Here is a 12,448-nt window from a genome sequence, read left to right as displayed (position 1 = left end):
GCTCGGTTTTAATGCCTTTAAGTAATGCGCTGAGTTTATTTTTTAACCCACTCACCATTTACTTCAATAAAGTGCCCTGCCCGGGTTTTTTCAATCGTTTTCGCTGCAGCTAATGCTTCTACTTGCGCAAGTGACAAATTGTTCTTTTTCGCAAGTTTTAAATATTGTGCTTTGCGCTTTGCATTAATTTCATCAACAACTGCTTTCGCCTCTGCACTTTGCACTACTAGACCTAAATAACCTGAGCTATCTTCACCAACAAACCCTTGATTTTTAGCATCATCTAACGTGATAGCCCAAGCAGAAAATGACAAGCAAGCGGCACTTAACAGTGTGATCACGTTTAACTTTTTATTTTTTAAAAAACTCATAATTGCTCCTTAGAATAATTCACTGTCATCGCCAAATAGATCATCTAGCTCTTTATCAACTTTCACACGAATTTCATGATCAACCTTCACGTTTAAATTAATAGTGATAGGCTCTTTCGCCGCCACTTCAACACGGTGAGTACATGCACTAAGTAAACCCAGCGCTGTAAATATTACCAGCCATTTAGTCATTTTTAGTTCCTTTTGTTGAATACTCTTGTTCAACTTTTTGAGTAATTTCATCACTTAAGCGCAATGCTCTTAAGAGTGTAAATACATTTTCTTCATGGTTGTAATTAAAGTTAACTTGCTGTGCCTGTTCTTCATTGTACCCTTTTAAGTTTACACCTAAATAGAGCCAACCATCAGGCTTTAATTCGACACTACTGTTTAAACTCTGAATGTCTAGGTTCTCTAACAAACTTAAAATCGGGCTCAACTCTTGTTGCCGGGTTTTAACCGCATCAAAAGCAGCATTATCAGAAATTATTAGCTTACCTGCCCCTTTGTTTGATAACTCACCCGACTTTACTGAAATACCTTGTTGATCAAAGTAAACGGGTAAACGCCCATTCACTTGACCTGTTAATGTAATGCCTGATTTATCATCTAAGGTAATTAATTTACTGGCATCAATACTTTCAAATGTGACTAAGGACTGCTGAGCTTCTTGAGTCACTTTGTAGCTATCTAAGGCGAAGCGGCCACCCAGCACATCACCGGTTAACTGATAAGCGCGTGCAACAGAGTTATCAACACTCAAATTTCCTGCTATGTTATTCACAACAGCACCCGCTCGTAACTCATTTAATTCAAATGTAGTGGGAGCCACATTAAGCTGCCCTGAATCATAACTACCGGTTAGGTGGCTGCTAAAATGCTTGGCTAAATAATCGTTGTATAAGCCGCTTAGCTGGTCTATCTGTAATGTAAAATCAGCCTGCTGTAAATTAACATCTCCGCGTACAACGCCATTAAAGCTACCGTCGGTCAGTGTTGCTAATGGCTCAAACTGCTGTAAAACAGGGTTAAGTTTAGTCACGGCTTGCTCTGCTATTGTTATCTCAAATGGGTGTTCCACAGCAGATATATGGTGATTGGCTACTAATTCAATACCATCAATAAATACATGATGTGATGCTTGCAACGCTCGGCTTTGCAAGCCCTTTGAACTTATACGAATATTACTCAGGTTTAAAAGATCACTGTTAAATTGGGCAAATTTAGTTTCACTGTTTAAATCGACAAACAATTCACCAACAGCCAAACTAGAAGATGCTGATAATTGATTGTTTACCCCAAGCACTTGGTATTCATCATAAGTCACTGAGTCTAATTGGCTATCCAAGCTTGCGTTTATATTTTGTTTATCATCAAGTTCAGTCGTAAACTGTGCCTTGTAGCTCTTTGCGGTTAATTTATCAAAACCAAGCTCAGCAAAAGCAAGCTCACTGGTTATACTCGCATTTTGTAGGTGTTGTAAAACATTCGCTATTTTAAATTGACCTTTGCTTGTTAACTTTTTAGCTGATGCGGGTAAAAAATCAGGCAGTTCATCGACGCTTAATTGGTAATCGCCATTCATAGCCAAGTTATTCAACTTGGCACCTACTTCTAAATACTCAATGTCTTCACTGGTAAACAATAACTTGATATCGCCTTTGCTATATTCTAATGGCTGTTGAGCATTTATTGCTAGGTCGGTCAGGCTCAGCTTCGTTTCACTATTTTGAGCGTTCAATAACATCGCTGGCATAACAAGTTGTTCATTTTCAAACTTCACTGTATCACTCAGCATGATTTGCCACTTTAAAGGCAGCTGCTTGGCTATAAAGTCACGCTGTGGTTGATTATTTATAAGCGCTAAACAGCCACTATCAAACGTTACCCAGCTCGTTAATTGCTGCGCATTTAACGATGCTTTTTTATCGTTAAAATGATAGTGAGTATTCACATCACCTAAAACATCAACCGTCAAAGGGCATTCACTAAACGCTTGAGTAAACTCAGCATCTATATTTGACTTTATATCAACGGATAACCCATCAAAAGTGAACTCATGCTCACTGCTTAACGTCAGCGCGGGTATCGGCTTTATATTTGTTAGTAATTCATCAGCTAGATTAAAACGGCCAGTAACTTTATTATTGTTGACTGTTATCTCGGCAATTACATCATCTGAGATCACAAATGTATTTAGCTTTTCTTCAGCAACGCTAACCGACAGTTCATCATGAAGTTGTGGGTGGCTAATTAGCAGCCTTTTGATCTCAATTTTAGGCCGCTCTTTGGGTAAATTAAGTGCCAGCTTTTTAAACGAGTCATTACTTGACGAGTCACTTTCGTTATTATTTAAGCGAAGATTAGCACGACCAACGGTTATTTTATTTGTATCAGCGACTATGCTACCAAGCTCAATTTGATGACCTTGATAAGTCAGGCACACTCGCGATACGTTTAAGCTAATATTTGCATTTAGTGACCAATCTAAACAATGTAATTCAATACCAGATTGGCTCAAAGAGGGTGCTATAGCCCATTGAGTTATAGGCATACGAAATACGTAGCCAAGTGTTAAAACACTCAGCAATAAAAACACGAGTCCCCATGTGATACGTTTAATCATACTATCCTTAATTTGAACCTTGAACCTTGAACCTTGAACCTTGAACCTTGAACCTTGAACCTTGAACCTTGAACCTTGAACCTTGAACCTTGAACAGTGTAGACAAAAAAGGCTGCACAATGCAGCCTTTTATTTTACAACTAGATTCTGAATCTAGTGTGTATAAATGCAGCTTAACCTACATTTTTACGTGCGTTACGGAACATACGCATCCATGGGCTATCCTCTTTCCACTCATCTGGGTGCCAAGAGTTAGCTACTGCGCGGAATACACGCTCAGGGTGCGGCATCATAACTGTTGCACGACCGTCCGCCGATGTAATACCGGTAATACCTTCAGGCGAACCATTCGGATTATTAGGGTATTGTGTTGTAGGGTTACCGTGGTTATCTACAAACTTAACCGCCACAGTGCCTGACTCAACGGCTGCTTTAACAGCTGCATCATTGGCAAACTCAGCATGACCTTCACCGTGAGAAACTGCGATTGGCATGCGAGAACCTGCCATGCCCTTGAAGAATACAGATGGACTCTCTTGTACTTCTACTAGGCTAAAGCGTGCTTCAAAGCGCTCAGATTTGTTAGTTACAAAACGTGGCCAATGCTCAGTGCCAGGGATCAACTCTTTTAATGTTGATAACATCTGACAACCATTACATACACCTAAACTAAATGAGTCTTGGCGTTCAAAGAAGCTTTGGAATTGGTCACGCGCCATATCATTAAACAAGATTGACTTAGCCCAACCTTCACCCGCGCCTAATACATCACCGTATGAGAAGCCACCACATGCTACTAAGCCTTTAAACTCTTCAAGGCTTAAGCGCCCTTCAAGAATATCGCTCATGTGTACATCAACAGCAGCAAAACCTGCGCGGTTAAACGCCGCAGCCATTTCTAAATGCGAGTTAACACCTTGCTCACGCAAGATAGCCATTTTAGGCTTAGCGCCTGTGGCAATGTAAGGTGCAGCTACATCTTCGTTTAAGTCGAAGTTGAGTTTAACGTTCAGACCTGGATCTTTCGCATCAAACTTTGCATCAAACTCTTGCTTAGCACAATCTGGGTTATCACGACGCGCTTGCATTTGATACGTTGTTTCAGCCCAGATAGTACGAAGTTCAGTACGTGTATTATTCAGTACAGCATTACCTGCACGGTTAAATACCACTGAATCATCGTTATTAAGTGTACCAATTTCATGGCTAATAGCAGCAATACCGTGCTCAGCAAATACCGCATTCACAGCAGCTAAATCGTTATTAGCAACTTGGATAACAGCACCGAGCTCTTCGTTGTAAAGTGCTTCGATGTCTGAACCTGTTAAACCATCAAGATCAACAGTTACACCTGTGTGACCAGCAAATGCCATTTCAGCTACTGTGGTAAATAAGCCACCGTCTGAACGGTCATGATAAGCAAGTAGCTTATTATCAGCGACAAGTGCTTGCATTGCATTGTAGAAGCCTTTTAATAACTCAGGGCTGTCAACATCTGGGGTTATATCACCAAGTTGCTTATAAACTTGCGCTAAGCTTGATGCGCCCATGCGGTTTTTACCCGCACCTAAGTCAACTAAGATTAGTGATGTTTCACCTTTGTCAGTACGTAATTGTGGAGTCACAGTTTTACGTACATCATCAACGCGACCAAACGCAGTGATGATCAAAGATAACGGCGCAGTAACTGATTTCTGTTCGCCATTTTCATCCCACTGAGTTTTCATCGACATTGAGTCTTTACCCACTGGAATAGTTAAGCCTAGTGCTGGGCAAAGCTCTTCGCCTACTGCTTTAACTGCTTCATAAAGGCCCGCATCTTCACCTGGGTGACCTGCTGCAGCCATCCAGTTTGCTGATAACTTAATATTCTCAAGACCACCAATATTAGCACACGCAATGTTGGTTAATGACTCAGCCACAGCTAATCGTGCCGATGCGCCATAGTTTAGAAGCGCTGCTGGTGTACGCTCACCGAGCGACATTGCTTCACCGTGGTAAGTATCGTAAGTTGCAGCTGTAACGGCGCAGTTAGCAACAGGTACTTGCCAAGGGCCAACCATCTGGTCACGCGCAACAAGACCTGTTACCGAGCGGTCACCGATGGTGATTAAGAAGGTTTTTTCTGCAATTGTTGGCAAACGCAATAAACGAGTTGCAGCTTCTGCCACATCAATTTTGCTCGTATCAAGCGCTTCGCTCACTGCCTTTTGCGTATTCGCTTCACGGTGCATTTTAGGCGCTTTACCTAGTAACACATCAAGCGGTAAATCAACTGGATTGTTGTCAAAGTGACTATCAGCAACCGTTAAGTGACGCTCTTCTGTTGCTTCACCGATGACAGCGTACTGCGCACGTTCGCGCTTACAAATTGCTTCAAAACGGTCAAAATCTTCAGTAGCTACAGCAAGTACATAACGTTCTTGTGATTCATTACACCAAATTTCGTGTGGTGCCATGCCTGGCTCATCATTTGGAATATCGCGTAGTTGGAATTTACCACCACGGCCACCATCATTCACAAGCTCAGGGAAAGCATTTGATAAACCGCCAGCACCCACATCGTGGATAAACGCAATTGGGTTAGCGTCACCTAGTTGCCAGCATTTATCGATAACCTCTTGGCAACGACGTTCCATTTCTGGGTTTTCACGTTGTACTGAAGCAAAGTCTAAATCTTCGTTAGATTGGCCAGATGCCATTGATGAAGCAGCGCCGCCACCTAAACCAATGTTCATCGCAGGGCCACCTAAAGCGATTAGCTTAGCACCAACTGGGATATCCCCTTTTTGCACATGGTCAGTACGAATATTACCTAAACCACCGGCAAGCATAATTGGCTTGTGGTAGCCACGTACTTCCAAACCATTATGACTGGTTACTTGCTCTTCATAAGTACGGAAATAACCAACTAAGTTAGGACGACCAAACTCGTTATTAAATGCAGCCCCACCTAGTGGGCCTTCTGTCATAATATCAAGGGCATTAACAATACGAGCAGGCTTACCAAAATCAGTTTCCCAAGGTTGTTCATAACCAGGGATACGTAAGTTAGATACGGTAAAACCAACTAAACCAGCTTTTGGCTTAGAACCACGACCTGTTGCACCTTCATCACGAATTTCACCGCCTGAACCAGTAGCAGCACCAGAGAATGGCGCAATGGCAGTTGGGTGGTTATGGGTTTCAACCTTCATCAATATTTCAATGTTTTCTTGATGATAGCTGTATTCGCCTTCAGCATTCGGGAAGAAGCGGCCTGCTTTTGAGCCGGTCATTACTGCTGCGTTATCTTTATAAGCTGATAACACATTTTCAGGGTTTTTCTCGTAGGTGTTTTTGATCATTTTGAACAATGATTTAGGCTGTTCTACGCCATCAATTGTCCAATCAGCATTAAATATTTTATGACGACAATGCTCTGAGTTTGCTTGTGCAAACATAAATAATTCGATGTCGTTCGGGTTACGCCCTAACTTTTGGAAGTTTTCTACCAAGTAGTCAATTTCGTCATCTGCTAATGCAAAACCTTGCTCAACGTTTGCATTTGCAAGTGCTTCACGACCACCGCCTAAAATGTCAACAGATGACATTTCGCTCGGTGCATCAGTGCGGAATAACTGTTCTGCAGCTTCAAGAGAGCTATGCGTCGCTTCAGTCATACGGTCATGCAGTAGTGCAGCAACCTGACTTACTTGCTCTGTACTTAAGTCACCTTCAACATAATAAGCAATACCACGTTCTACACGGTGAACTTGCGTTAAACCACAGTTGTGCGCAATATCCGTTGCTTTTGAAGCCCATGGCGAGATAGTGCCAGGACGCGGCGTAACTAACACCAAAGTACCTGCTGGTGCATGTTCTGCTATCGTTGGGCCGTAGGTAAGTAACTTCTCAAGCTTAATTTGCTCTTCACTTGAAAGCTCTGCTGTTAGATCTGCAAAGTGAGCATACTCAGCGTAAACATTGGTGACTGGAAGTTGCGCCTGTTGGCAACGGGCTAAAATTTTCTGAACTCTAAAATCGGAAAGTGCTGGTGCACCACGAAGGATCAACATAGGTATTTTCATCCGGGGTTAGGGATTGAACGATATTTTAGGCGCATATTATATACTCAAGTCAGTCGGAAATACAGGATTTGAGAGGAATTAAAAATTGTTTAAAGACAGCAACTAGTTGTATTACCCGCGCAAATAAAACCTTGCCTTAAACCAATCGACAAGTGACGCGATGTTAAAGTTTTGATATAAGTGTTGTAGGGTATCAAAGGGGCACACTATGATTAAACAAAAGTTAATAACAATCATTACGTTAATCATGTTTTTATGTGCCTGTGATATGCAGCAGCAAGAGTCACAGTTAAGCCAAATAAAAACGCAAAACAAAATCCGAGTCGGTACTTTAGCTGGTGCGAGCAATTACTATCAGGCTGTTCAAGGCGAGCAAGGTTTTGAGTACGAATTAGCACAAGAGTTTGCCGAGCACTTGGGTGTTGAACTAAAAATGGTGCCATTTTTTAGCCTAACAGATATGTTTTCCCGATTAGACAGCGGCGATCTAGATATTATTGCGTCTGGTTTAACCTATGACAAAGTGCGCTCTCAAAATTACCGTTTTGGTCCAACGTATCGAACGATTAGCCAAAAGCTAGTATATAAACAAGGCAGAGTTCGTCCTCGCGATTTTGATGATCTAACAGGTAACTTAACTGTGTTAGCTAAAAGCAGCCACTCACTTGCGCTTCAACAAGTTAAACAAACTCACCCAAACTTAAACTGGAGCGAAACCGAGGACCTCGATGAAGAGGAACTATTGCAGGCAGTGATTGATGGTGAAATTGACTATACACTTGCCGACTCACATACTTTATCGCTGTTTCGTCGTTACCATCCAAATTTAAGTATTGGCTTTTCTGTTACTCGCAACGATCCTATAGCTTGGCTAATGCGAAAAGACAATGACGACTCTTTGTATGCGCTGATGGTGCCTTTTTTCGGCGAAGTAAAGCAAAATAACCAACTTTATGTGCTCGAAGAAAAATATTTTGGACATGTTCGTCAATTCAATTATGTAAACACCCTCGCCTATATCGAAGCAATAAAGGAGACCTTACCTAAATACCAACCTTGGTTTGAACAATACGCTGGTAGTTTAGATTGGCGTTTACTTGCAGCTCTAAGTTACCAAGAGTCGATGTGGAACCCTAGAGCAAAATCACCAACCGGTGTGCGTGGAATCATGATGCTTACCCGGGCGACAGCAAAACAAGTTGGCGTAACAAACCGACTAGAACCAGAACAAAATATTAAAGGGGGGGCGGAATACCTAGCTAAATTAGTAAAGCGTATTCCAGAGCGCATTCCCCAACCAGATAGAACGTGGCTTGCATTAGCTTCATATAATATTGGCTGGGGACATGTTAATGACGCGCGTATTATTACCCAACAACAAGGGGCAAGCCCCGACAAATGGGCTGATGTAAAAAAACGTTTGCCGCTGTTAATTAAAAAGCGCTATTACAGAAAAACAAAATATGGCTACTCAAGAGGTGACGTAGCAGTTAAATACGTAGATAACATTCGTCGTTACTATGATGCACTTGTTTGGTTAGATGAAAATAATGCGATGGAAAAAACTGTAGCAAAAAGTGAACCAAACACTCCCTCTAAACCTATAATAGAGAATAGTTCCCAATAAGGTAATAATTTAACAAAGTTTGCGAGCACCTGAGTTTGATTAAAATATATGTTTACTTGTCACTAAATGATCACTAATGTGAGCTAAATTAATTACTTCTCACTCTCACACTTAGGAGAAACCATGCTAAAACGTCGGCGTACGCACGCATTTAAGCGCAACGTTATATTTTCAACAGCTACTCGTCGTAGAATAATGCTGCGCAATTTACACAAAAAAACAATATGGCGTCGCCGCATGTTTGCAATGCAAGTGATGTCTGAATTGAATGATGCATCAGACCCTAAGAGTTAAGATTTAAATTTTTCTTGGCTTGCTTTTCAGCCTTAATTTCTTTTCTACGCCGCTTGAAAAAGTCAGAAATCGTCTGCCCACACTGTTGTGCTAGTATACCTGCAGTGATATCAACTTGGTGGTTCAACCTTGGCTCTTGAAGTAAATTCATTATCGACCCTGCGGATCCCGTTTTTAAGTCAGTCGCTCCAAATACAACACGTTTGATGCGACTGTGTACCAACAAACCTGCACACATAGAGCAAGGTTCTAGCGTTACATAAAGGGTGCAATCAATTAAGCGGTAATTCTGAAGCTTTTGACCTGCTTCGCGAATCGCAATCATCTCTGCGTGAGCCGATGGATCATTGTCAGTTATCGAACGATTATAACCTGCCGCAACTAGCTGATTATCTTTTACAATAATGGCTCCAACAGGGATTTCGTTCAACTTTTCAGCCTCTTTTGCGTATTCTAACGCAGCTTCCATCCAATATTGGTCACTGTGCAAGGTACTCATCTTTCTCAACCTTTCTTTAATTATTGTTTTATTATACCTACTTAGAGCAAAAAAGTGCTAAACATGTGGATTAGTGACAAAAATAAAACAAATTAAAGGTGCTTTGCCATGGCTCAGTGACTGCGATTTGCGCTATAATCTCCCGCTTTTTTTATTTAGCTCACAACACACGGGTAGCAAATGAAATTTCCTGGACGCCGCAGGCATAAACATTATTTTCCGGTGGAAGCCAAAGATCCACTAACGAATCAACTAAATGCTAGTGATAGACTGCAGCGCAGCTATATTACTGGAATAGATCAAATTGTCGTTGATATCGAAGCAAAAGTTGATCAAGCTTTCCTTGACGAATTCCACCTGCGCCGAGGAATGTCGCAAGTTATTGATAGTGATATTACCAACGCTCTATACGATCGTCTTAAATTAAACGACATGGTCGATTATGAATTTGCCGGTGGCACAATAGGTAACACCATGCACAATTACTCAGTGCTAGCGGACGACCGCTCAGTACTATTAGGTGTCATGAGTGAAAACATAAAAATAGGTAGCTACGCCTATCGCTTTTTATGTAACACCTCAAGCCGTGTTGATCTTGATTACTTGCAACCAGTTGATGGCCCAATTGGGCGCTGTTTCACCTTAATTGATGATAGCGGCGAGCGCACATTTGCAATCAGTGCAGGCTTAATGAATCACTTACGCCCGGAGTCAATCGATAAAGAACTTATCGAAAACTCATCTGCTCTCGTTATCAGTGCATATTTAATGCGTACTCAAGGTAGTGAAACTATGACTGAAGCGACTATGCAAGCAGTTAAATATGCTAATGAGGCCAATGTACCAGTTGTGTTAACACTCGGAACCAAGTTTTTAATCGAACAAGACCCAACCTGGTGGGCTAACTTTGTAAAAGAACACGTTGATATTTTAGCAATGAACGAAGAGGAAGGCTTGGCAATCACAGGCTTTGAAGATCCACTGCTAGCAGCTGATAAAGCCCTAGACTGGGTCGATTTGGTTATTTGCACAGCGGGCGAAAAAGGCCTATTTATGGCAGGCCACGTTGATGAAAAATTCAAACGAGAAACAGAATACCCACTTTTGCCTGGTGCAATAGCTGACTTTAATCGTTTTGAGTTTTCACGTGCAATGCGTAAAGTCGATTGTGAAAGTCCTATTAAAGCTTATAGTCATACAGCGCCATTTATGGGTGGTCCAGACAGTATTAAGAACACCAATGGTGCAGGCGACTGCGCATTAGCTGCTGTATTACATGACTTATCAGCAAACGTGTATCATAAGCTCAATGTCGGTAACTCAGCTAAACACCAGCAACCGGCAATGACCTATTCATCACTGGCGCAAATTAGCAAGTATGCTAACCGCGCAAGTTATGAAGTATTGGTGCAGCACTCACCGCGTTTATCACGTGGATTGCCTGAGCGAGAAGACTGCCTAGAACAAGTTTACTGGGAACAGTAAACTCCTTAGGCAAGTTTTAAAAAATAGATATATCTAGCTTTTCAGATAGCAGCTCCAAAGCTGCTATCCCTGCTACTGAGTTACCGAACGAATTTAAGCCCGGTGACCAAACAGCCACAGTAAACTTATTAGGCAAAACAGCCAGTATAGTTCCTGACACTCCCGACTTACCAGGCATACCAACGCGATAACCAAAATCACCTGCGGCGTCATATAAACCACTCGTAAATAATAATGAATTTAACTGTTTGCTTTGACGATTAGAAAGAACCACTTTACCTGTTGTATTATCAATCCCTTTATTAGCCAAGAAGTTATAAGCCTTTGCAAGTTCGACACAATTAAGCTCGATTGCGCAGAAGTTAAAATAAGCCCACAGAACATCATCCACCTCGTTGTCAAAATTATCAAAAGATTTCATCAGATGCGCCATAGCAGCATTACGGTGTCGGAACTCGTATTCTGAGTTTGCTACTTTTTTATCAATCACTATCGCTGGATTACCAGATAATAAACGAAATGTTTCAAGCATAGAATGCATAGGAGCTGAAAGACGACTATAAAGTGCATCGCATGTAACAATAGCGCCCGCATTTATGAATGGGTTTCGAGGAAGGCCTTTTTCGAATTCAAGCTGCGTTAAAGAATTAAATGCTGTGCCCGAAGGTTCTTTACCAACTCTTTGCCACAGTTCATCACCATAACGCTGTAAAGCAAGTGTAAGGGTCATTACCTTTGATACCGACTGTATCGTAAAGCGCTCCGAACAATCACCAGCACAGAAGGTTTCACCATCTGTCGTGTGAATAGCCATAGAGAACTTATTGGCTTCAACTTCAGCTAAAGCAGGAATATAATCAGCGACCTTTCCTTGAGAAAGTAACGGCTGTACCTCAGCTGTAATTTCATTTAACACTTGTTGGTAATCAGAATAAACCAATATTGCTCTCACTCTCTGTCGGTGTTACTAAAATAAAATTCTAACATGATAGTTGATAACAGTTGAGGGCAATTTATGTGTTTATATTTATTGATAGTATTTGTAGATTTATCAAGATTAGAATCAGCCATTTTTTAAAGCAATATACTAAACTCTAAGGTGATCGTGGTGTTCTTTAATCCTGGGTTTCGTGATGCTCAAACCACACTACGGTGTAGTGGTTGACGCTGTGCAGCTGATAGCTGACGGCTTAAAGCTGAGAGCTCTAATTTTATTTCAAACAACAAAAAACCCGTCACATTGCTGTAACGGGTTTCTCTTATTTGGAGCCTGGCAATGACCTACTTTCACATAACAAATGCTACACTATCATCGGCGCTGTTTCGTTTCACTACTGAGTTCGGCATGGGGTCAGGTGGGTCCAAAACGCTATTGTCACCAAGCAAATTAGGTGCAAAGGAATAATGACAAAGCACGTAGTGCTACCATTTCCTTTGCGCAAGGTGCCTCAATGCTAACGCTACGCGCTAAGAGTC

9 protein-coding genes and 1 rRNA gene are annotated in these 12,448 nt (G+C 41.5%); 3 read left to right on the top strand and 7 right to left on the bottom strand.

All coding sequences use genetic code 11. The features are described 5' to 3' along the window. Positions 1 to 35: 35 nt before the first annotated feature. The 4 genes from C7Y70_RS17990 to purL all read right to left on the bottom strand — a co-directional run bounded on the left by C7Y70_RS17990 (position 36) and on the right by purL (position 7,055). Entirely contained in the window at positions 36 to 371 is a 336-nt protein-coding gene (locus C7Y70_RS17990; RefSeq protein WP_135476284.1) for a YdbL family protein, read from the bottom strand. A 9-nt stretch (positions 372 to 380) separates the two neighbouring features. Beyond that, a complete protein-coding gene (locus C7Y70_RS17985) occupies positions 381 to 563 on the bottom strand; it encodes a YnbE family lipoprotein (protein ID WP_099297731.1) in 183 nt (60 codons plus the stop codon). Further along, positions 556 to 2,997, bottom strand: a complete 2,442-nt coding sequence (locus C7Y70_RS17980) for a YdbH domain-containing protein (RefSeq protein WP_135476282.1) — start codon at positions 2,995 to 2,997, stop codon at positions 556 to 558. Before C7Y70_RS17980 ends, C7Y70_RS17985 begins: the two co-directional genes overlap by 8 nt. A 173-nt stretch (positions 2,998 to 3,170) precedes the next feature. After that, on the bottom strand, positions 3,171 to 7,055 hold the full coding sequence (purL, locus tag C7Y70_RS17975; RefSeq protein ID WP_135476280.1) for a phosphoribosylformylglycinamidine synthase: 3,885 nt from the start codon (positions 7,053 to 7,055) through the stop codon (positions 3,171 to 3,173). Between the two features lie 220 nt (positions 7,056 to 7,275). Here purL and mltF point away from each other — a divergent pair, with 220 nt between their 5' ends. Further along, entirely contained in the window at positions 7,276 to 8,694 is a 1,419-nt protein-coding gene (gene mltF / locus C7Y70_RS17970) for a membrane-bound lytic murein transglycosylase MltF (RefSeq protein WP_135476278.1), read from the top strand. Between the two features lie 123 nt (positions 8,695 to 8,817). Continuing rightward, complete coding sequence (locus C7Y70_RS20545; protein ID WP_167850847.1) at positions 8,818 to 8,988, top strand: hypothetical protein; 171 nt, start codon at positions 8,818 to 8,820, stop codon at positions 8,986 to 8,988. On the opposite strand, the gene tadA is transcribed toward C7Y70_RS20545, so the two are convergent. Beyond that, complete coding sequence (gene tadA / locus C7Y70_RS17965; protein WP_099297725.1) at positions 8,978 to 9,487, bottom strand: tRNA adenosine(34) deaminase TadA; 510 nt, start codon at positions 9,485 to 9,487, stop codon at positions 8,978 to 8,980. The genes C7Y70_RS20545 and tadA overlap by 11 nt on opposite strands. Positions 9,488 to 9,667: 180 nt before the next feature. Here tadA and C7Y70_RS17960 point away from each other — a divergent pair, with 180 nt between their 5' ends. After that, positions 9,668 to 10,972 (top strand): inosine/guanosine kinase, encoded by a 1,305-nt coding sequence (locus C7Y70_RS17960; protein ID WP_135476276.1) that lies wholly within the window; start codon positions 9,668 to 9,670, stop codon positions 10,970 to 10,972. Positions 10,973 to 10,988: 16 nt separating this feature from the next. Here the strand turns inward: C7Y70_RS17960 and glsB are convergent, their stop codons facing one another. Both glsB and rrf read right to left on the bottom strand, forming a co-directional pair. Next, entirely contained in the window at positions 10,989 to 11,912 is a 924-nt protein-coding gene (gene glsB / locus C7Y70_RS17955; protein WP_099297721.1) for a glutaminase B, read from the bottom strand. A 328-nt stretch (positions 11,913 to 12,240) separates the two neighbouring features. Further along, positions 12,241 to 12,355: ribosomal RNA gene (gene rrf / locus C7Y70_RS17950) — 5S ribosomal RNA — on the bottom strand. Positions 12,356 to 12,448 lie beyond the last annotated feature (93 nt).

Origin of the sequence: Pseudoalteromonas sp. KS88, assembly GCF_004766475.1 — a bacterium.
Lineage (GTDB): Bacteria > Pseudomonadota > Gammaproteobacteria > Enterobacterales > Alteromonadaceae > Pseudoalteromonas.
This window is presented reverse-complemented; position numbering and strand designations above follow the sequence as displayed.

Coding starts and splice junctions, on each gene's coding strand:
- C7Y70_RS20545 (WP_167850847.1), top strand. CDS start 8,818: ATGCTAAAACGTCGGCGTACGCACGCATTTAAGCGCAACGTTATATTT.
- purL (WP_135476280.1), bottom strand. CDS start 7,055: ATGTTGATCCTTCGTGGTGCACCAGCACTTTCCGATTTTAGAGTTCAG.
- tadA (WP_099297725.1), bottom strand. CDS start 9,487: ATGAGTACCTTGCACAGTGACCAATATTGGATGGAAGCTGCGTTAGAA.
- C7Y70_RS17985 (WP_099297731.1), bottom strand. CDS start 563: ATGACTAAATGGCTGGTAATATTTACAGCGCTGGGTTTACTTAGTGCA.
- C7Y70_RS17990 (WP_135476284.1), bottom strand. CDS start 371: ATGAGTTTTTTAAAAAATAAAAAGTTAAACGTGATCACACTGTTAAGT.
- C7Y70_RS17980 (WP_135476282.1), bottom strand. CDS start 2,997: ATGATTAAACGTATCACATGGGGACTCGTGTTTTTATTGCTGAGTGTT.
- mltF (WP_135476278.1), top strand. CDS start 7,276: ATGATTAAACAAAAGTTAATAACAATCATTACGTTAATCATGTTTTTA.
- C7Y70_RS17960 (WP_135476276.1), top strand. CDS start 9,668: ATGAAATTTCCTGGACGCCGCAGGCATAAACATTATTTTCCGGTGGAA.